18 protein-coding genes are annotated in these 19,563 nt (G+C 74.5%); 3 read left to right on the forward strand and 15 right to left on the reverse strand.

Translation table 11 applies throughout. The features are described 5' to 3' along the window. Positions 1-35: 35 nt before the first annotated feature. The 11 genes from AB0I60_RS13350 to AB0I60_RS13400 all read right to left on the reverse strand — a co-directional run bounded on the left by AB0I60_RS13350 (position 36) and on the right by AB0I60_RS13400 (position 8,125). Complete coding sequence (locus tag AB0I60_RS13350; RefSeq protein WP_360728961.1) at positions 36-728, reverse strand: DsbA family protein; 693 nt, start codon at positions 726-728, stop codon at positions 36-38. Then, on the reverse strand, positions 729-1,463 hold the full coding sequence (gene fabG / locus AB0I60_RS13355) for a 3-oxoacyl-ACP reductase FabG (RefSeq protein ID WP_360728964.1): 735 nt from the start codon (positions 1,461-1,463) through the stop codon (positions 729-731). It lies immediately after the preceding gene. Further along, on the reverse strand, positions 1,460-1,924 hold the full coding sequence (locus tag AB0I60_RS13360) for a 3-hydroxyacyl-ACP dehydratase (RefSeq protein ID WP_360728967.1): 465 nt from the start codon (positions 1,922-1,924) through the stop codon (positions 1,460-1,462). Before AB0I60_RS13360 ends, fabG begins: the two co-directional genes overlap by 4 nt. Continuing rightward, positions 1,921-2,271 (reverse strand): hypothetical protein, encoded by a 351-nt coding sequence (locus AB0I60_RS13365; protein ID WP_360728970.1) that lies wholly within the window; start codon positions 2,269-2,271, stop codon positions 1,921-1,923. Before AB0I60_RS13365 ends, AB0I60_RS13360 begins: the two co-directional genes overlap by 4 nt. Then, on the reverse strand, positions 2,268-3,335 hold the full coding sequence (locus AB0I60_RS13370) for a beta-ketoacyl synthase N-terminal-like domain-containing protein (protein WP_360728972.1): 1,068 nt from the start codon (positions 3,333-3,335) through the stop codon (positions 2,268-2,270). Before AB0I60_RS13370 ends, AB0I60_RS13365 begins: the two co-directional genes overlap by 4 nt. Next, on the reverse strand, positions 3,332-4,267 hold the full coding sequence (locus AB0I60_RS13375) for a hypothetical protein (protein ID WP_360728975.1): 936 nt from the start codon (positions 4,265-4,267) through the stop codon (positions 3,332-3,334). Before AB0I60_RS13375 ends, AB0I60_RS13370 begins: the two co-directional genes overlap by 4 nt. Beyond that, positions 4,264-4,986, reverse strand: a complete 723-nt coding sequence (locus tag AB0I60_RS13380) for an alpha/beta hydrolase (RefSeq protein ID WP_360728978.1) — start codon at positions 4,984-4,986, stop codon at positions 4,264-4,266. The genes AB0I60_RS13375 and AB0I60_RS13380 overlap by 4 nt, the downstream gene beginning before the upstream one ends. After that, entirely contained in the window at positions 4,986-6,218 is a 1,233-nt protein-coding gene (locus AB0I60_RS13385; RefSeq protein WP_360728980.1) for a beta-ketoacyl-[acyl-carrier-protein] synthase family protein, read from the reverse strand. The genes AB0I60_RS13380 and AB0I60_RS13385 overlap by 1 nt, the downstream gene beginning before the upstream one ends. Positions 6,219-6,246: 28 nt before the next feature. Beyond that, on the reverse strand, positions 6,247-6,498 hold the full coding sequence (locus AB0I60_RS13390) for an acyl carrier protein (RefSeq protein ID WP_360728983.1): 252 nt from the start codon (positions 6,496-6,498) through the stop codon (positions 6,247-6,249). Between the two features lie 90 nt (positions 6,499-6,588). Beyond that, a complete protein-coding gene (locus AB0I60_RS13395; protein WP_360728986.1) occupies positions 6,589-7,353 on the reverse strand; it encodes an AfsR/SARP family transcriptional regulator in 765 nt (254 codons plus the stop codon). Between the two features lie 13 nt (positions 7,354-7,366). After that, positions 7,367-8,125 carry an AfsR/SARP family transcriptional regulator gene (locus AB0I60_RS13400; protein WP_360728989.1) on the reverse strand — a complete coding sequence of 253 codons (759 nt, stop codon included), beginning with the start codon at positions 8,123-8,125 and terminating at the stop codon, positions 7,367-7,369. 856 nt (positions 8,126-8,981) lie between these two features. Here AB0I60_RS13400 and AB0I60_RS13405 point away from each other — a divergent pair. Continuing rightward, positions 8,982-10,655: a DEAD/DEAH box helicase gene (locus tag AB0I60_RS13405; RefSeq protein WP_360728992.1), complete on the forward strand. Its 1,674-nt coding sequence runs from the start codon at positions 8,982-8,984 to the stop codon at positions 10,653-10,655. Between the two features lie 23 nt (positions 10,656-10,678). Here the strand turns inward: AB0I60_RS13405 and AB0I60_RS13410 are convergent, their stop codons facing one another. Next, a complete protein-coding gene (locus AB0I60_RS13410; protein ID WP_360728995.1) occupies positions 10,679-11,977 on the reverse strand; it encodes a carboxylesterase family protein in 1,299 nt (432 codons plus the stop codon). 139 nt (positions 11,978-12,116) lie between these two features. Here AB0I60_RS13410 and AB0I60_RS13415 point away from each other — a divergent pair, with 139 nt between their 5' ends. Further along, complete coding sequence (locus tag AB0I60_RS13415; protein ID WP_360728997.1) at positions 12,117-13,547, forward strand: pyridoxal-dependent decarboxylase; 1,431 nt, start codon at positions 12,117-12,119, stop codon at positions 13,545-13,547. Positions 13,548-13,573: 26 nt separating this feature from the next. Here the strand turns inward: AB0I60_RS13415 and AB0I60_RS13420 are convergent, their stop codons facing one another. The 3 genes from AB0I60_RS13420 to AB0I60_RS13430 all read right to left on the reverse strand — a co-directional run bounded on the left by AB0I60_RS13420 (position 13,574) and on the right by AB0I60_RS13430 (position 18,728). Beyond that, positions 13,574-16,906, reverse strand: coding sequence for a tetratricopeptide repeat protein (locus AB0I60_RS13420; protein ID WP_360729000.1), 3,333 nt, complete (start codon positions 16,904-16,906; stop codon positions 13,574-13,576). Positions 16,907-17,135: 229 nt separating this feature from the next. Then, the gene (locus AB0I60_RS13425; protein WP_360729004.1) at positions 17,136-17,759 is read right to left on the reverse strand and encodes a DJ-1/PfpI family protein; all 624 of its coding nucleotides are present in this window, start codon (positions 17,757-17,759) and stop codon (positions 17,136-17,138) included. Positions 17,760-17,774: 15 nt separating this feature from the next. Continuing rightward, positions 17,775-18,728, reverse strand: coding sequence for a DJ-1/PfpI family protein (locus tag AB0I60_RS13430; protein WP_360729006.1), 954 nt, complete (start codon positions 18,726-18,728; stop codon positions 17,775-17,777). Positions 18,729-18,803: 75 nt separating this feature from the next. On the opposite strand from AB0I60_RS13430, the gene AB0I60_RS13435 reads away from it, so the two are divergent. Then, positions 18,804-19,556 carry an aminotransferase class IV gene (locus AB0I60_RS13435; RefSeq protein ID WP_360729009.1) on the forward strand — a complete coding sequence of 251 codons (753 nt, stop codon included), beginning with the start codon at positions 18,804-18,806 and terminating at the stop codon, positions 19,554-19,556. The last annotated feature ends 7 nt before the right edge of the window (positions 19,557-19,563 follow it).

Raw genomic sequence — 19,563 nt, forward strand, 5'->3', positions numbered from 1 at the left:
CCGGGGCGGCACCGGCCGTGCCACCCCGGCGCGGGTCAGCCGCAGCCGCCCGCGTGACCGGCCTCCGAGGAGTCGGGGTGCGCCGCCACCGGCTCGGGCAGCGCCCCCGCCGGGGCGAGCTTCGAGCGGACGTGGGCGACGAACTCCGGCAGCCGGTCCACGCCCCAGAAGCGGGTGAACCGGTGCACGAAGAACGGCACGCCGAACACGCCGTCGCGGCAGAGGTCCACCAGCAGCTCCACGCCTCGCGCCCGCAGCTCCGGGTCGTCGCTCGCGCCGGCCACCTCGTCGGCGTCCAGGCCGAGCCGCGACGCGATGCCCGCGACGGTCGCCCGGTCGCAGATGTCCAGCCCGTGCCGCCAGCGCGCCGAGCACACCTCGGAGATGTACTCGCGGCCCAGGCCCGCCCGCTCCGCGACCAGGTACCCCAGGTGCGGCACCTCCCACACCGGCTCGCGGTCCACCGGCCAGGTCACCGACAGCCCGCGCGCGGCGGCGAGCCGGGCCACGTCCTGGAGGATGTAGAGGTGCTTGGCGCGGGACATCGCCACGTACGGGAACTGCTCGCCGCGCGCCCGCAACGCCTCGTCGTTGCGCTCGTCCGGCTCCCAGAACGGGGCCCAGTCGACCGCGTCGGCCACGTCCGGCGCGTCGCGCAGCAGGTCGTGCAGCGCGAGCCACGAGTACGGGCTGCGCAGGGAGAAGTAGAACTTCGGCCGCTTGCCCACTCAGATCACCAGGCCGCCGTCGACGCCGAACACCTGGCCGGTGACGTAGGACGCCCGGTCCGACACCAGGAACCCGACCAGGTCCGCGACCTCCTCGGGCCGGCCGAAGCGCCCCAGCGGGATCTGCGCGGTCATCTTCGCCGCGAAGTCGTCGCCGAGCCCGGAGACCATGTCCGTGGCGATGAAGCCGGGCGCGACCGCGTTGACCCGGATGCCGTACTTGCCGACCTCTTTGGACAGCGCCTTGCTGAACCCGATGATCCCGGCCTTGGACGCGGAGTAGTTCGTCTGGGCGGCGTTGCCGTAGACGCCCGCCACGGACGACAGCGTGACCAGCGAACCGGCCTTGCGCTTCATCATGGCGAACGCGGCGGCCTTGCACACGTGGTACGTGCCGTCCAGGTTGACCCGCAGCACGCGCTGCCAGTCGTCCTCCTTCAACAGCACCAGCGGGTTGTCGCGGACGATGCCCGCGCACGACACGACGGCGTGCAGCGGCCCGAGTTCCTTCTCGGTGTCCTTGACGAACCGGTCGACCTCACCCTTCTCGGCCACGTCGACCTGCGCGGTGAACACGGCGGCACCCGCCGCCTCGGCCTCCTTCGCCACCACGTCGGCCGCGTCCTTGTTGGCCTGGTAGCAGAACGCGACGTCGTACCCGTCGTGGGCCAGCCGGGTCACCACCCGGTGCCCGATGCCCCGGGACCCGCCGGTGACCAGTGCCACGCGCCTCATGCCACTCCCTCCGGGCGCAGCGCCTCGACGCCGCGCCGCGCCATCGTGAACGATCCGACCTCCAGCACCACGCGCCCCGCGACCAGGGCGTGCCCGGCGAGGATGGCCGCGTCGTCGACCTCGCGGACCAGCCGCACGTGGTGCTCGACCACGTCGCCGGGGAACACCTCGGCGTGCAGCGCCACGTCCCGCAGGCCGGTGATCAGCTCGACCTTGTCCGCCAGCACGTCCGGGTTGGGGTTCTCCCACCGGGTGAGCAGCACGGCGGCCTGCGCCCACGACTCCAGCAGCAGCCCGACCGGGTACGCCTGCTCGCTGCCGTCCGCGTAGCAGGGCTCCCGCCCGCTCACGGCCTTGAGCGCGACGATCCGCCGGCCGGGTTCCACCTCGGTCACCCGGTCGACCAGCAGCACGGGATACCGGTGCGGGATGGTCCGCCGGATCGCGTCGAGGCCGGTCACGCCACCACCCCCAGCCGGAGCTTGAACTCGGCGACCGGGCCGGCCGCCGTGGACGCGGTGGCCGCGCAGCGCACCCGGTCCTCCTCGCGGGTCAGCACGACCTCGATGGCGAGGTCGTCGCCGGGGAACACCGGGCGCAGGAACTTGGCCCGGTCCAGCGCGACCACGCGCATCCCCGGCACGTGCTCGCGCAGCGCCGCCCGCACGTGCTCGACCACGAACAGCCCCGGCAGGATCGGGAACCCGGGGTAGTGCCCGGCGAACACCGGGTCCGCCGGGTCGACGTGCACCAGGGCGGAGACCGTGCCGGGCACCGGGGCCGCGGCGGTGGGCGTCGTCGTGGTCATGGCAGCCCCAGCACCGTGCAGCCGACCGTGCCGTCGGGCTCGACCCCGGTCACCAGGGCGTGCCCGGACCGGCCGGTGGCCAGCGCCGCCGCGAGCTGGAAGCTCGCCGAGGCGGCGGACGTGTCGCCGACCAGCGGCGCGCACCGCAGCCACTCGGGCGTGCGGCCCAGCGCCGCGGCGACCGCGTCCTCCTGGGCGCCGTCGGTGGAGACGAACGCGATGTCGTCGGCGGCCACCCCGGCGTCGGCCAGCGCGGAGCGCACGCAGGCGGTCAACGCCTCGCCGGCGCCGGCGGGGTCGAAGAACCCCCGGAACCGGGTGGCCAGCGGCCGGGCCAGCACCGGGCGGCCGGCGGCCGAGGCCGCGCGCTCGGGCTCCAGCAGGAAGACCGCGCCGCCCTCGCCCAGCGGCGCGGCGGCACCCTCGCTGCCGCGCCACTCCAGCCAGGCCCGCTGCGCCGAGTACTCCTCGGCCGCGCCGACCAGCACGCCGTCGCAGTGCCCGCCGCGCAGCAGCCTGGTGGCGTAGCTCAGCGCGAGCAGGCCGGTCAGCGCGCCGCCGGCGATGGTCGTGTTGGGGCCCTTGATCCGGTGCCAGATCGCGCTCTGCCCGGCGGCCCGGTTCATCACCGTGTTCGGGAACAGCGCGGGGTCGACGTGGTAGGGCTTGTCACCGGTCAGCGCGTCCTTGGTGAAGTCCATGATGGACTGCACGCTGCCCGAGCCGGTGCCCAGCACGACACCGACCCGGTCCGGCTGGGCGAGCAGCTGCGGCCCGCACTCCTCCAGCAGCCGGCCGACCGTGCTCACGGCCAGCGCCGTGACCCGGTCCATCGAGCGGGTCCCCTTGCGGCCCAGCGCCTCCTGCGCGCTGAAGTCGGGCACCAGGGCCGCCGACGGGAACGGGCCGTCGGACGGGGCGAGCGCCGAGGCGCCCGCCCGCACCCCCTCGGCGAAGGCCGCGCCGCCGACCCCGAAGGGCGAGATCGCCGACCACGCCGAGAGGACCAGCGCGTCCGGTGCGGCCTCGGCGGTCGTCACCGCGTGGCCGGGCGCGGCAGTCACAGCGCGCCCCGGCCGGACAGCGAGCCCGCCTTGCCGGTGATGGCGCCGATGAGCCGGTCGTCGAAGTTCACCAGGCTCCAGTCCTTGCGGTTCTCGATCACCGCCCAGCCGTGGGTGATCCGGCCGGTGGCGGTGCGCACCAGCGCGCCGTCGCGCAGCACGTAGCAGTCCATCCGCGCGGTGAAGGTGAACTTCTTGAAGACCTCCTCCACGGTGAACACCGTGTAGAGGGTCTCCTCCATGTTCGCCTCGTCGGTGAAGGTGATCCGCGAGTGCGGCACCACCGGGATCCAGTTCTGCTCGTCGAGCAGGGTCTTGATGGACGCGCCCCGGTCCTCCACGAACAGGTCGAGGATCTCCTCCATCTGGCGCAGGTAGCCCGACATCTGCACGCGCTCGGTGAAGTGGCAGTAGAAGTACGGGATGCGCCACGCCCACGCGAACGCGTTGCGCCCGGCGGTGAGCACGTCCAGCGGGTCGCCGTCGCCGACCGCGATCGTCTCGGCCCCGCCGCCGATGCGCGCCACCACGTGCGGGGCGAGCGCGGCGGGCACCGGCTCGGCGTCGAAGCCGTGCGGGTCGAGCCGGAACGCCACGGAGACCTTGGACTTGACCGCCTTCACGGTCTTGCCGTCGCGCTCGACGGTCAGCTCCACGAGCAGCTTGAGCGGCCCCTCGTCCTCGGCGACCCGCGACACGGTCGCCTGCGCCAAATCGTCGATGTGGAACGCGGTCAGGATCTTCGTGTCCAGGTCGACCAGGTCGGTGCACAGCCCGAAGCGCTCGTAGAGCTGACCGGCCGGGAACCCGCTCTGCCGCAGGTGGTCCAGCACGGCTTCCTCGACCAGGTAGTTGACGTGCTTGAAGCCGATCCAGGTGCAGATGTTCGAGCCCTCGTAGCGGGGGCGCAGCGAAACGGAGGTGGTCGTCACGTCAACTCCAGGCTTTCCTCGAAGAAGTCGCGGACCAGTGCCGCGAGCCGGTCGGGCCGTTCGATCATCGGGAAGTGGCCGCACCCGTCGAGCAGCTCGAACCGGGCGCGGGGCAGTGCTTTGGCCAGCGCGCGGCCGTCCTCCGGTCGGGCGGCGACGTCGTCCACGCCGCTGACCACCAGGACCGGGGCGCCGATCGCGGCCAGGTCGAGGAACGGGGTGCGCAGGTAGGTCTCGAACCACCGCGTCCAGCCGTAGGGGCCGACCTGGTCGCGCAGCGACCGGGCCAGCCACTCGCGGCGGGCCTCCGGGAAGCGGGCCGTCTCGCCGACCCGGAGTGCCTCGGAGAACGTGCGGTGGAACTCGGTGAGGTAGTAGGAGATCGTCGGCCAGTCGAAGTCGGCCGGGTCCGGTCGGTAGAACGGGCACAGCAGCACGGTCGGGCGCGGCCGGAGCCGTCCGCCGGCGTACGCCTCGACCAGCAGCATCGCCGCCATCGAGTGCGCCACCACGACGTCGTGGTCGTCGCGCACCGCGGCCACCAGGTGGCGGCCCGGGTCGGGCCGGTGCGCCCACGCCGGGTCGGCCGTGCCGTGCCACGGCAGCTCCGGCGCGTCGGCGGCGACCCCGCCGGGCAGCGCGGCGGCGATCGGCTGCCACACCGCCGCCTTGCCCGCGAGCCCGTGCAGGAACAGCGCCCGGTGGTCCGCCGGTGCCATCAGGGGTGGTCCCGGTACCGGCCCAGGATCAGCACCGCGTTGTTGCCCGCGAACGCCAGCGCGTTGTTCTGCACCACGTCCAGGCTCGCCGGCCGGGCCGCGTTCGGCACGCAGTCCACGCCGCACTCCGGGTCGGTCTCGCGGTGGTTGATCGTGGGCGGGATGAACCCCTCCTGGATGGCCAGCGCGCACGCCGCCGACGCCAGCGCGCTCGCCGCGCCCATGGAGTGCCCGAGCATCGACTTGATCGACACCACCGGCGGCGGCGTCTCGAACACCTGCCGGATCGCGCCGGACTCGGTGACGTCGTTGGCCTTGGTGCCGGTGCCGTGGGCCGAGATGAAGTCCACGTCCTCCGGTTTGACGCCCGCGCTGCGGTGCGCCAGCTCGATGCAGCGGGCCAGCGAGTCGCGGTCGGGTGCCACCGGGTGGTTGGCGTCGCAGTTGAGGCCGTAGCCCAGCACCTCGGCGTAGATCCGCGCGCCCCGGGCCAGCGCCGACTCCAGCGACTCCATCACCAGGATGCCCGCGCCCTCGCCGGTCAGGATGCCCTTGCGGTCCTTCTCGAACGGCTGGCAGACCTCCGGGGCGATGGTGCCCAGCCGGTAGAAGCCGGTGAACGTCTTGCGGCACACCGCGTCCGCGCCGCCGCACAGCGCCACCTCGACCTCGCCCGCGCGGATGGCGTCGAAGCCGTAGCCGATGGCGTAGTTGCCCGCCGCGCACGCGGTCGGGATGGTGACCGCCTCGACGTCGGTCAGCTCCAGCTCGCGCACCACGCTGGAGGACAGCCGGCCGGCCGTCGACCGGCGGGCCACCACCGGGTCCCACGACGCCGGGCCGTCCCGGAGCTGGTCGGCGACCAAATTGTCCAGGTCGCGGGACTCGGCGTCGGTCGTGCCGACCGACACCAGCGCCCGCTTGCCGCGCAGCTCGTCCAGGGCCATCCCCGCGTCGGCGACGGCCATCCGCGCCGCGGCGGCGGAGAACTGGCTCGCCCGCCCCAGCTCCGCCGGGTCGACCCGCTCCAGCCACGCCGCCGGGTCGAAGTCGGCGACCTCGCAGCCGTTGGCGTGGCCGAAGCCCGTGGTGTCGAACGAGGTGATCGGCTTGACGCCGCTGCGGCCCTCGCGCAGGCCGGCCAGGAACTCGCTGACGCCGATGCCGATGCTGGTGACCACGCCCAGTCCCGTGACCACCACCCGGCGCGGCTGCCGCCCTCCGTCGCGCATCGTGTCCTCCCAGCGCCCGCGCCGCGGCCTACTTGGCGGCCTGGGCTTCGGCGACGACGGCGATGACGCCTTCGAGGTTGACCATGCGGGTCAGCTCGGCCTGGTCGATCTCGACGCCGAACGTGCGCTCCAGGGCGGACAGGATCTCGATCGCGCCCAGCGAGTCGGCGTCGTGGTCCTCCTTGAACAGGCTGGTGTCGGTCATCTCCTCGGCGTCGATCTCCAGGATTTCCGACACGATCTCCTTGATCTTCGCCTTGCCGTCCGCGTCGATGCTCACCGAACTGGTCACCTTGGGCCTCCAAGCACACGGGATTCCGCTTCGTTTCCCAGCGTGCTTTCGGTGGCTATATCCGGCCTATGCGGCGACCTATACGGCGATCCGCCGGGGCCCCTGGAGCACCGGGTCGGCGGTGAGGATCGCCAGGTGCACCTCGCGCAGCAGCGAGCCGGGGTCGATGCCGAGCTCGTCGGCCAGCATCCGGCGGCCCTCCTCGTACAGGGACAGCGCGTCGGCCTGCCGGTCGCAGCGGTAGAAGGTGGTCATGAGCTGGGCGCGGAACCGCTCCTGGAGCGGGTGCTGGTGCACCAGCCGGGTCAGCTCGGGCAGCAGCCGGGCGTGCCCGCCCAGCGCCAGGTCGGCTTCGATGCGGCTCTCCAGGGCCGCGATCCGGGCCTCCTCCAGGCGGGGCGCCTCGGCGTCGGACAGGTGCTCGGACACCCCGGTGAGCGCCGGCCCCCGCCACAGCCGCAACGCGCCGCGCAGCAGCCGGGCGGCGTCCTCGTAGCGGTTCGCGGCGAGCGCGGCCTGGCCCTGCGCGGCCTGTTCCTCGAATTCCCTGAGGTCGAACGAACAGGACGTCGGCCGCAATTCGTAGCCGCGCGAGCGGCGGGTGATGCCGACTTCCCGGCGGAGGGTTTTGCGCAGCCGCGAGACGTAGGTGTAGATCTGCGCGTTGTAGGTCGCGGGCGGGTGCTGCCCCCACAGGAAGTCGCTCATCTGCGCGTCGGACACCGCGCCGTTGTCGGCGAGCAGCAGCGCCGTCAGCACGGTGCGCGGCTTGGAGCCGTCGAGCGGCACCTCGGCACCGTCGTGGTGGACCTCGACCGGCCCCAGGACCCGGAACTCCAGCACTTCGCTTCCCCTCCTACAGCAAGACCTGGTCGTGGACGAGGATCGCCTGGTAGAGCCGGCGCATCGCGCGGCCGGGCTCCAGCCCCAGTTCGCTGGCCAGGCGGCGGCGGGTGTGGTGGAACACGTCCAGCGCCTCGGTCTGCCGGCCGTTGCGGTAGAGCGCGACCATGAGCTGCTCGCTGAACCGCTCGCGCTCCGGGTACTCGGCGGCGAGCTGCTTGAGCTCGGAGACCACGCCCCGGTCCTCGCCGTTGGCCAGCTTGGCGGCGATCAGGTCCTCCCGGGCGCTGAGCCGGCGCTCGTCCAGGCGGGCGGCCTCGATCCGGAACCGCAGGCCGTCGCTCACGTCGAACAGGGCCGGGCCGCGCCACAGCCGCAGCGCCCGCTCCAGCAGCTCGATGGCCTCGTCGGGGCGGGTGTGCACCCGGTCGGAGCCCCGGTCGGCGAGGTCGCGGAACAGGTGCGCGTCCACCGCGTCGGCGGGCACGTCGAGCAGGTAGCCGCTGCTCACCGTGCGCAGCAGCCCGTCACCGGGCCGGTCGGTGAACTGCTCCAGCAGTTTGCGCAGCCGCACCACGTTGGCCTGGAGCGCGTTGCGCGCGTTTCCCATCTGTTTACCGGCCCACAATTCCTCGACCAACTGGTCGAACGGGACCGGGCTCCCCGGTGAAAGCGCCAGCAGCGCCAGGAGGGTGCGCACCTGGCGGGCCGCGACACCCATCCGGCGATCCTCGTGCGAGAGCGCGACAGCACCGAGAATCTGCACCTGCATGGTCATGACCCCCAGCCACTGGACGATGCGGAGCACGCTCGGCCGGGGGCGGTGAGCCCCGAAATCCCCCAGCTAAAGCGTTGACATGTTGCCCAGCCCGGCTCGACGGGGGGAAATATCATTTGGACCGCTCGGGGAACACCCCGGAGGTATGCGGCCGAACGGCGCAGCACGCGCCTCCGGGTGCCCGCCGCGCGCAGGGGCGGCTTGGGTGAGACGGTCGTTCCGGGTACGTACGGCCACCGTCGCCCGACCGTGCCCCGCGAGCCGGTGCTTCCCGTCCCACACCGGTCTCAAACCCGTCTGACGAGCACTGTTGTCCGACTTCAGGCGGTCGGCGCTCTCGGCCGCAGGTCGTCACACCAGTCCGGTCATCACACCTTCGGCGACCCGAACGTCACGCTCGGTGGTGCGTCTCGACAGGCTTGGAGGCATACCCGCCCTCGCGCGCGTGAAGCGCGGGAGTATAGGCGCGGTATAGCGCCGGACCGCACTGTTCCCCGTAGTCGATCACGATGTTCCCGGAGGTGCCACGGCCCGTTCCGACCCCGTCCCCCACCCAGGCCGAAGAAATTCCACCGGGGTTTGCATTAGAGCGGAACACGATATTTTTTCGGATTCAACCGGCAGATTGCCCCCGACCCGCTCCCGGGCGTTCACCGGGCATTCGCCGAACCGGCATCGACAGTCGACCACCGCCCCACCGGGGAAATCCGCGCCGCCACCCGCACCGCCCACCGGAAAAAGCCGGCAGGCCCGGGAGACGAATGCGGTGACCGGGATCACGGTGCCGGCGGGCGGGCTTCGGCGTACCCCTCGCCGAGCGGTTCCGGGGCGATCAGCGAGACTTGACGCCATGACCGCCGACGCGCCCGACGACGACAGGACCAGCTTCGCCGACCTCGGGCTCCGCCCCGAGCTGCTGCGGGCGCTCTCCGGACTCGGCTACGAAGAACCCACCCCCATCCAGCGGGAGGCCATCCCGCCGCTCACCGGCGGGCGCGACCTGCTCGGCCAGGCGGCCACCGGAACCGGCAAGACCGCCGCGTTCGCCCTGCCCGTGCTGCAACGCCTGGTCGAGGGCGGGCGCACCGAGCGCGCGCCGTTCGCCCTGGTGCTGGTCCCGACCCGGGAACTGGCCGTCCAGGTGTCCGAGGCCGTGCACCGCTACGGCCGCGACCTCGGCGCGCGGGTGCTGCCGATCTACGGCGGCCAGCCGATCGGGCGGCAGCTCCGCGTGCTGGAGCAGGGCGTGGACGTCGTCGTGGCCACGCCCGGCCGGGCCGTGGACCACCTCAACCGGGGCACCCTGAAGCTGGAGCAGCTGGAGGTCGTCGTCCTCGACGAGGCCGACGAGATGCTCGACATGGGATTCGCCGAGGACCTCGACGCGATCCTGGCCGAGGCCCCGGAGCAGCGGCAGACCGTGCTGTTCTCGGCCACCATGCCCGGCCGCATCGACCGACTGGCCCGGCAGCACCTGACCGACCCGGTGCGCATCACCATCAGCCGCGAGCAGCCCGAGCCCGGCGAGGCCCCGCGCGTGCGGCAGAGCGCCTACGTCGTGCCGCGCGCCCACAAGCCCGCCGCGCTCGGCCGCGTGCTCGACGTCGAGGCCCCCACCGCCGCGATCGTGTTCTGCCGCACCCGCGACGAGGTCGACCAGCTCACCGAGACCCTCAACGGGCGCGGCTACCGGGCCGAGTCGCTGCACGGCGGCATCAGCCAGGAGCAGCGCGACCGGGTGATGGCCCGGCTGCGCAACGGCACCGCCGACCTGCTGGTGGCCACCGACGTCGCCGCGCGCGGCCTGGACGTCGAGCAGCTCACGCACGTCGTGAACTACAACGTGCCCTCCGCGCCGGAGTCCTACGTGCACCGCATCGGCCGGGTCGGCCGGGCGGGGCGCGAGGGCGTCGCCATCACGCTGGCCGAGCCGCGCGAGCACGGGATGCTCAAGACCATCGAGCGGGTCACCAAGCAGCGCATCCAGGTGGAGAAGGTGCCCACCATCGCCGACCTGCGGGCCCGGCGGCTGGAGCTGACCCGCGCGGCGTTGCACGAGAGCCTGCTGGAGGACGACCTGGAGGGCTTCCGGGTCGTGGTCGAGACGCTGGCCGACGAGTTCGACGTGATGGAGGTCGCGCTCGCCGCGGTCAAGCTCGCGCACGAGGCGAGCGGGGCGGCGGCCGACGAGGAGGAGATCCCCGAGGTCGTGCCGCGCGGCGACCGCCGCCCCGGCGGCGAGCCCCGGCGCGAGCGCAAACCGCGCCGCCCCACCGCCGGGATGACCCGGCTGTTCGTCGGCGCGGGCCGCAGCGCGGGCATCCGGCCGCAGGACCTGGTCGGCGCGATCGCCGGCGAGGCCCGCCTCAACGGCCGCGAGATCGGCGCGATCGAGATCGCCGACCGCTTCTCGCTGGTCGAGGTCCCCGACGGCTCGGCCCAGCAGGTGATCACCGCCCTGCGCGGCGCGACCATCAAGGGCCGCAAGGTGACCGTGCGCCGGGAGCGCGAAGAGCTCCGCTGACCCGGCGCACCGGCCGCCGGCGGTCACCCCCGCCGGCGGCCGGTGCCGTCGACGTCGTGGTCGACGGGCACGTCGAGGTCGACGCCCCGCCACAGCGCGCGGGTCGCGGACACGTCGACCTCGCCGCCCCACCAGCGCACCCCGGTCCAGCCGGGGTCGCCGGCACGCGCGAACCGGGCCCACGACGCGACGACCCGGCGGGACAGGGCGCGTTCGGCGGGTCCGGGCGGGCCGCCGACCATGAAGTCCGCACCGGCCAGCGTGCCGAACGCGAACGGCACGTCCGAGGCGTGCCAGGCGGGCGGTCGGCTGAACCGGGCCAGCGGCGCGTCGTGCGCCTCGGCCAACCGCGTCGTGGGTTCGGCGATCACGAAGTCGCCCAGGAGTGCGAGGTAGGCGTCCGACGCGGTCGGGAACAGCTCTCGGTAGCCGGCGACGACGTGCGGCGGCAGCGCGAACGCCCGGCCGAACGCGGCGTACTCGGCCTCGGTGCGGACCGGCGCGATCGTGCCGACCCGGTCGAACAGCCGGTACTCGGCGGTGGTGTGGGCCAGCAGCGCGGGCACGCCGGCGGGGAGCGCGGGCAACCGGTCGGCGACCGGGCCGAACAGCACCGGGTCGTACCCCAGCGGCCCGGACCGCTGGGCGCGGGCCACCGCGTCGGCGGAGGCCACGGCGGACTCCGGTGTCGAGGGGTCGATCCACCGCGCGACCCGGCGGGCGAACCCCTCGGTGCAGCAGCGGTTCGGGACGCTGTGCGCGATCACCCGCCGCACCGCACCTGCCGCCGCCGGACCGCCGTCCGCAGCGGTCGCGGTGGCCAGGAACAGCGCGGAGGCCGCGCCCGCCGACTGGCCCGCCACCGTGATGTTGCCGGGGTCGCCGCCGAACGCGGCGATCTCGTCGCGCACCCACTCCAGCGCCGCGCGCTGGTCGAGCAGGCCCCGGTTGGCGGGCCGGCCCTCGACGTGCCCGAACCCCTCGAAACCCAGGCGGTAGTTGCACGTCACGACGACCAGCCCGGCGCGGGCCAGGGCGGTGCCGTCGTAGTCGGGCTGCGCGGACGACCCGAAGGTGTACGCGCCGCCGTGCAGGAACAGCAGCACCGGGCAGCCCTCGGCGGCGCGCGGGGCCCACACGTTGAGGCTGAGCACGTCCTCGTCGCCCGGCCGCCACACCGGAGCGCCGGGCAGCCGCGCGGACTGCGGCGGGATCGGCCCGAACTCCAGGCAGTCGCCGGAGTGGTCCACCCGCACGGGCGGCGCGAACCGGCGCGGCCCGAACGGCGGCTCCGCGTACCGGATGCCGAGGAACACGTCCACCGCGCGCGCCCCGGGTCCGTGCTCCGCACCAGCGGACGGCACCGCACCGGGCCGTGCCGCGCCGGGTGGTGCCGAAGGGTCCTGCACCGCCCTGCCGCGAAAGCGTCCGCGCCTGGTCATCGGCGTCTACTCTGCCATGATGGGTGACCCGTTGAGCTCACGAGAGGACGCCTCGGAGGCGTTGGGGATGGTGGCCCGCGCGGCGGGCCGGTACCTGGACGTGCTGCCGCACCTGCCGGTGCGCGACCTGTCGCAGGCGCACCTGGTCAAGGAGCTCGACGGGCCGCTGCCCGAGGACGGCGACGGCACCATGACCGCCGTCGCGGACCTGCTGCGGATCGGGACGCGGGCCGCGACGCACTCGTCCGGCCCCCGGTTCTTCCACTTCGTGGTGGGCGGGTCGACGCCGGCCGCGCAGGCGGCCGACTGGGTCACGTCGCTGCTCGACCAGGCGGCGGGCCTGTGGCTGACCTCGCCGCTGGCCGCCCAGGCCGAGACCACCGTCCTGCGGTGGCTCAAGGAGGTGTTCGGCCTCCCGCCCGGCTACGGCGGGGTGCTCACGCCGAGCGCGACGTTCGCCAACCTGACCGGCCTGGCGTGCGCGCGCCACTGGTGGGCCGCGCGGCACGGCGTGGACGTCACCGCCGACGGCCTGGTCGGGCTGCCCCGGATGCCGGTGTTCTCCAGCGGCTACGTGCACGCGAGCAGCCGCAAGGCGTTGCAACTGCTGGGTTTGGGCCGCGACTACGTGCGCACCGTCACCCGCGACGACGCGGGCCGGCTGGACGTGGAGGCGCTGGACCGCGAACTCGCCGTGTCCGGGCCGGCCGTGCTGATCGCGAACGCGGGCGAGGTGAACGCGGGCGACTTCGACCCGATCGACGAGATGGCCGACCTGGCGGCGGCGCACGGCGCGTGGCTGCACGTGGACGGCGCGTTCGGTCTGTTCGCCGCGCTGTCGCCGGACACCGCGCACCTGGTGCGCGGTGTCGAACGGGCCGACTCGCTGGCGTCGGACGGCCACAAGTGGCTCAACGTGCCGTATGAGAGCGGGTTCGCGTTCGTCAAGGACCCGCACGTGCTGGGCCGGGCGTTCGGCGGGTGGAACGCGCCTTACCTGCCCGAGCCGGACGACGAGTTCGTCAACTACAACAACCTGGGTCCGGAGTCGTCGCGCAGGGCGCGGGCGTTCCCGATCTGGACCACGCTGCGCGCCTACGGCCGCTCCGGGCACCGCGCGATGGTGGAGCGGCACCGGGACCTCGCGGTGCGGCTGGGCGGGATCGTGGAGCGCTCCCCCGACCTGGAGCTGCTCGCCCCGGTCACCCTGTTCGTGGTGTGCTTCCGCTACCGGCCGCCGGGCGTGCCGGAGGACCGGCTGGACGAGCTGAACCGGCGGCTGGGCGAGGAACTGCTCGACGACGGGCGGGTGTACGCGGGCACCACCGTGTACCGGGGCCGGGTCGCGCTGCGGCCGGCGATCGTGAACTGGCGCACCACCGCCGAGGACATCGACCTGCTCGCGTCGGTGGTGCGGGAGATCGGGGCACGACTCGCCGCGGACCTGTAGCACGGACGTCCCGCGCCCGCCCGTGGTCAGGGCAGGCGGGCGCGGTCGAGGTAGGGGACCGCGATGTAGCCGGCCAGGTCCAGCACTCCCCCGGTGGCGCGGTCCAGTTCCCGGGCGAACGCGGTGATCCCGGGGTCGACGCGGTCCATCAGCCACGCCAGCAGCACCACCACCACGTCGGCCAGCACGCCCACCTGGTACGGCATCTCGTCGCGCTTGCCGGTGGTGACGGCGTGCGCGAAGTCGGTCATCCCGCGCTCGGTCAGCTCCTTGGGCCCGGTCTCGATCGCGCGTCTCATGGAGTCCACGACCAGCGGCACCACCGACGCCCACGTGGCCCGGGGCGCGATCTCGCAGATCAGGCCGCCGCACAGCGCCGTGGTCCACAGCGCGCCCGGGTCGCCGGCGCGCACCGCGCCGACCGCGAGGTTCGGCAGCAGCGCCGCGCCCTGCTCCCATTCCCCCTTGGCGACCAGCAGCTCCACCGCGTGCCGGTAGTGCTCCAGCGCGGTCGCGTGCTCGCCGAGGCGGGTCAGCACCCGGCCCAGCTCGTCGTGGCACGCGGCCAGGTCGAGCGGCCCGCCGAGCCGTTCGGCCAGCGCGACGCCCACCTCCGCGCAGTGCCGCGCGGTGCCCAGCTCGCCCAGGTCGCGGTGGCACGCGCCGAGTTCGCGCAGCGCCGCCAGCTCGGCGGGGCCGTCGCCCTCGGCGCGGAACAGCTTTACCGCGCGCACGCCGGCGTCGACGGCGGCGGCCAGGTCGCCGGCGGCGTGGTGGCGCACGCACTCCTCGAACGCGCACGCCGCCCGCCTCGGCCGGTCGGCCGGCTCGACGGCGAGGTCGTGCGCCCCCACCGCGTACCGCGCGGCCGTCCCGTGGTCTTCGCTCAGCTCACCCAGCACGCCGTTCGCCTCCATCAGCCGAGTCCCACCGCCGTCCCCGTGCAGCGCTGCCCGCGCCTGTTCCGGTCCGCCCCGGTCGGCCAGCCGCGCCATGCGCAGCAGCACGTCCGCCCGGTCCCGGCACGCGTCGCCCTGCGCCACGCACCGTTCGAAGTCCGCGAGCGCCTCGGGGTACTCCCCGCGCTCCTCGTGCCGCCGCCCGGTGATCCGGTAGCGCTCGGCCCACCGCGCGCCCGCCTCCCCGGCCGGCAGGTCGAGAGCGCGCAGCACGTCCTCCACCCTCGTCACCAGCTCGGCGGCCTCGGTGTCGTCGCGGGTCAGCGACAGCTCGTCGAGCAGCACGTCCGCGTAGGACGCGGTGCCGGTGGCACCGGCGCGCTCGGCGGCCCCGCGCAGCGCCACGATCTCCCGGTGCAGCACGCGGCTCAACGGCTCCCCGCGCTCCCGCGCGACCCCGGCGAGCAGCCCGCAGCCGGCCAACGCCGCCGCACCGTCCGTCGTGGACCCCTCGCGCCACTCGTCCAGCCGGCCGTTGACCGTGCCGACGTACAGGTAGGACCGCTCGACGCCGCCGGGCACGCCGGTGCCGACGACGGCGTGCGCGGCGGGCCACTCCTCGGCGGTCAGCCGGCGCACCACGGTCCGCGCGAACCCGGCCGCCAGGTTCGGCGGGACCGACCACAGCGCGCCGACGTAGCCGCGCGCGCCGGCCCGGACGAACTCGCGGCCGAGCCCGGTCCACGAGCGGCACGAGTTGTTGAACACGATCGGGCGGTGGCGCAGCACGGGCCGGTGCGGCACCAGCCACTCCGGCAGCTCCTGCCCGCCCAGCACGATGTCATCGCCGTGGTGGGTGTTGAAGAACACCAGCTCGACGGGCAGCCCGGCCAGGGCGTCCAGCGCGTCGAGCGAGGCGTCCGACCCGGACAGCACGATGGGGTGGGTGAGGCGTCCGGCCCGGTGGCCGCCCGCCGGCGTGCTGTCGGCGCGGTAGGACCCGGCGTCGAACACCAGGCTGAACGCGCCGGGGTGGCGGTGCGCGGCGGCCCCGTGCAGCTCGGTGAGCACCACCAGCGCCGGGTCGGCGACGACGTGCCCGATGGGCTTGCGGCTCCAGTTCACGTCGTCGGCGCGCACGAACGAGTACGGCAGCCCGGCGGTGAACGCGGTCAGCCGCCGGTCGCCCACCTCGGCCACGGCACGCGCCGGGACCTGCGCGGTGACCACCGCCTCGACCGCCGCGTACGGGTCGTGGTCGCCGGTCGACAGGTACCGCCACAGCGCCTCGACGTAGCCGATGCCCTTGATGGCGTCGCCGATCGCGCCGGCGGCGGCGGTGACCCGTTCCTGCTCCTCGGCGACGACCCGCCGGACCTCCGCGAGGTCGGGCGGCGGGATGATCACCAGGCGCGCGCCCCGGTGGTGCGCGTACGCGGCGGCGACCAGCACGTCGGCGGTGCCGTCGTCCTCCACCAGCACGGCTTCGTCGCCCTCGGGCTGGTGGTCCGGCAGCGACGGCTCCGGCGCACCCGCCACCACGCGCAGCGGCCGGCCCAGGCGCAGCGCGGCGAACAGGGCGGCGGTGAAGTCGGCGTGCGGCGGCACGTCCAGGGTCTCCGGCTCGCCGTCGCGCAACGCCTGCCACGCGGCGGCGGTCAGGTTGCGGCTCTGCGACAGCCGCACGACGTCGAGCCCGTCGAACAGCCGCCCGCCGCCGTCTGCCGGGTCGACGGCGTTCAGCTCCGCCGGCTCGGGGTCGCACAGGAACACCGCGCGCCGCACGCCCAGCAGGCGCAGCAGGTCCGCCAGCCGTTCGTGGTGGCGCAGCCACGACCGGTAGGGGGCGAGGGCGCGGCGCAGCCGGTCCGCCTCGGCCTGGTCGGCCAGGGCGAGGCTCGCGGTGTGCTCGGCGTGCAGCGCCAGGTAGTCGGTTTCCGACAGCGGCGGCGGGCGCAGCGCCACGACGGGCGTGAACCGGTCGGCGGGCAGGCAGGACACCACGACGGCGGCCTCCCGCACCTGGTCCGGTCGGCACACCACGACCGTGTCGGCGACGGCGGGCAGCGGGTCGCTGGTCACCGTCAGGCACAGCTCGGAGGTGCCCGGCGGCAGCTCGACCACCGCCCCGCCGGGCGCCACGGCAGCCGGTGCGGTGCCGCTGACGTGCAGCGACACCCCGCCGGGCAGCTCGAAGGAGAGCCCGTCGGCAGTCGGCGCGGCGGGCGCGTCGACGTCCAGCCGCCACCGGGCGGGCCCGGTCAGGTCGAAGCGCCGCAGCAGCACCGCGCGCCCCGGGCCGCCGTGCGGCTCGTCCACCACGGGGTCGCGCGCGCCGGTCTCGGCGGTGAGGTGCTCGCGCACCGCGACGGGAGGCTTGCGGTGCGCGTCGAGCAGGACGGCACGCAGCAGTCCCGCCTCGAAGCGGAACCGGATTCCGTGCGGGGCACCGAGGTCCACTGGCTCACAACCCTTGCTGCGACGACTCCACCGGATGGTGGTGGCGTGCGGAAACTACGCCACCGACGCGGCCGTTCGACACAACATCCCGAGGGTGCGCGAGGTTGTTACAACCGCAGGTCCACCCGGTACTGCCGACCGACGCCCACCCGAGCCGCCCACCCGGGCCGTCCACGCCGCCGCCGGCCCGGCAGCGGCGGCGTGGACGGCCGCCGTGCCGGTGCCGTGGTCAGCCGCCCAGCTCGGCCCGCATCATCGCCAGCACCGAGGCGGGCGCGGTCTCCGGCGAGCCCGAGTCGTAGGGCGGCTCGGGCGCGTACTCGATCAGCAGCTGGGTGAAGCGGGCCCGGTCGTCGCCCCAGATCAGCCCGACCAGGGTGAGGGCCATGTCGATGCCGGCCGACACGCCCGCGCCGGTCACCACGTCCCCGTCGCGCACCACCCGGTCGGTGCTGACCACCGCGCCGAGCCGGGCCAGCTCCTCGCGGACCGCCCAGTGCGTGGTGGCGGGCCGGCCGTCGAGGATGCCCGCCTGGGCGAGCAGCGTGGAGCCGGTGCACACCGACGTGGTCCACGTCGCCGTCGGGTGCACCGCGCGCAGCCAGGCCGCGACCACCCAGTCCGCCAGCGGCTCGGACCACGCGCCGCTGCCCGGCACCACGACCACGTCCGGCCGGTCCACCTCGTCGAAGGTCGCGGTGGGCGTGACGACCAGCCCCGCGTCGGCGGTGACCGGGTCCTTCGTGGCCGCCACGAACCGGACGGTCACGCCCGGCTGGTGGCCGAGCACCTCGTAGGGCCCGATCAGGTCGAGCGCGGTGAACTTCGGGTACAGCACGAAAGCGAGTTCCATTCCCATCCCCCATCGTCAGGCCGCACCGGTCGTGCGGAACCTGTGCCGGTAGCCGCCCGGCGTGACGCCGAGCACCCTCAGGAACGCGCGGCGCATGGTCTCCGAGGACCCGAAGCCGCAGCGCCGGGCCACCACGTCGAGCCCCTCGTCACCGGACTCCAGCACGCCGGCGGCGGCCTCGACCCGCGCCCGCTCCACGTACCGGGCGGGCGACGCCCCGACCCGGCGCGGGAACACCCGGGCGAAGTGCCGGGCGCTCATCGCGGCGCGGCGGGCCATCTCCGCGACCGTCCACGCCCCGGCCGGGTCGTCGGCGATCGCGTCCAGCACGGCCCGCAGCCCCGGCTCGCGCACCGGTGGCACCCGGGACCGCACGCTGAACTGGGACTGGCCGCCGGGCCGTTGCAGGAACACCACGAGCCACCGGGCGACCAGCCGGGCCAGCGCCGCGTCGTGGTCGCGCTCCAGCAGCGCCAGGGCCAGGTCGATGCCCGCCGTGACGCCCGCCGACGTGGCCAGCCGCCCGTCCCGGACGAAGATCGCGTCCGGCACGACCTCCACCGCCGGGTGGTCGGCGGCCAGCCGGCCGCAGTACGCCCAGTGCGTGGTGGCCCGCGCCCCGTCCAGCAGCCCGGCGGCGGCCAGCAGGAACGCCCCGGTGCACACCGAGGCGACCCGCCGGGCCGGGCCGGCGAGCCGCCGCAGCTGCGCCAGCAGCTCGGCGTCCCGCGCGGCCTGCTCGAACCCGGAGCCGCCGACGACGACCAGCGTGTCCACCGGCCCGGCGACCTCGCGGAGGTCGTCGGCGGCCAGGCCGACGCCGGACGCGGTGAAACCCCCGCCCACCGCGGCCAGCCGCACCCGGTAGCCGCCCCGCACCGCCGCCGCTCCCCGGAACACCTCCAGGGGTCCGGCGATGTCGAGCAGCGTGGCGTCCGGGTAGCCGACGATCAGCACCTCGCGTTCCACACGTCCACCTTCCCGAGCCGCGCGGGTGGCGGCAACGACCCGCGACCCTCGATTCCTGCCACGCTACGGTCAGGCGTGCTGAGGATCGAGATCGACGGCGCCACCCCCACCCCGGACCAGCTCGCGCCCGCCGTGCTGGCCAACTACGGCCACTTCACCGCCATGCAGGTCCGCGACCGCCGGGTGCGCGGCCTGGACGAGCACCTGCGCCGGCTGGACGAGGGCAACCGCGAGCTGTACGGCACCGGCCTGGACGGCGGGCGGGTGCGCGCCCTGGTGTCGCACGCCCTGGCCGACGACGTCCGCGACGCGTCCGTGCGCGTCGTCGTGTTCGGCCCCACCGACCCGGCCGTGCTGGTCGCGGTGCGCGACCCGGCCACGGCGCCGGAGCGCCCCCAGCGCCTGCTGCCGGTGGCCTACCAGCGCCCGCTGCCGCACGTGAAGCACCTGGGCGGCTTCGGCCAGTCCCTGCACCGCGCCCGGGCCGCCGCCGCCGGCTACGACGAGGCGCTGCTGACCACCCCGGACGGCGTGGTCGTGGAGGGGGCCATCACGAACATCGCGTTCCTCGACGGCGACGACGTGGTGTGGGCCGAGGCGGACTGGCTGCACGGCATCACCATGCAACTGCTCGAACGCGCGCTGCCCGCGCGACGGGCCGTGGTGCGGCTGGCGGACCTGCGCTCCTACCGGGGCGCGTTCCTGACGAACTCGCTCGGCGTGGTCGCCGTGTCCGGTGTGGACGACGTGGAGTACGAAGTGGACGCCGACGCCATCGCCCGCGTGCAAGCCGCGTACGACACGACGCCGTGGGACCCGTTTGAGTAGAACCCCC

Origin of the sequence: Actinosynnema sp. NPDC050436, from assembly GCF_040655415.1 — a bacterium.
Classification (GTDB): Bacteria; Actinomycetota; Actinomycetes; order Mycobacteriales; family Pseudonocardiaceae; genus Actinosynnema.

What these genes read in the sequence shown, in the direction of transcription:
- AB0I60_RS13425 (WP_360729004.1), bottom strand. Translation starts at nt 17,759, where the DNA reads ATGGAACTCGCTTTCGTGCTGTACCCGAAGTTCACCGCGCTCGACCTG.
- AB0I60_RS13365 (WP_360728970.1), bottom strand. Translation starts at nt 2,271, where the DNA reads ATGACCACGACGACGCCCACCGCCGCGGCCCCGGTGCCCGGCACGGTC.
- AB0I60_RS13385 (WP_360728980.1), bottom strand. Translation starts at nt 6,218, where the DNA reads ATGCGCGACGGAGGGCGGCAGCCGCGCCGGGTGGTGGTCACGGGACTG.
- fabG (WP_360728964.1), bottom strand. Translation starts at nt 1,463, where the DNA reads ATGAGGCGCGTGGCACTGGTCACCGGCGGGTCCCGGGGCATCGGGCAC.
- AB0I60_RS13380 (WP_360728978.1), bottom strand. Translation starts at nt 4,986, where the DNA reads ATGGCACCGGCGGACCACCGGGCGCTGTTCCTGCACGGGCTCGCGGGC.
- AB0I60_RS13415 (WP_360728997.1), top strand. Translation starts at nt 12,117, where the DNA reads ATGGGTGACCCGTTGAGCTCACGAGAGGACGCCTCGGAGGCGTTGGGG.
- AB0I60_RS13400 (WP_360728989.1), bottom strand. Translation starts at nt 8,125, where the DNA reads ATGCAGGTGCAGATTCTCGGTGCTGTCGCGCTCTCGCACGAGGATCGC.
- AB0I60_RS13405 (WP_360728992.1), top strand. Translation starts at nt 8,982, where the DNA reads ATGACCGCCGACGCGCCCGACGACGACAGGACCAGCTTCGCCGACCTC.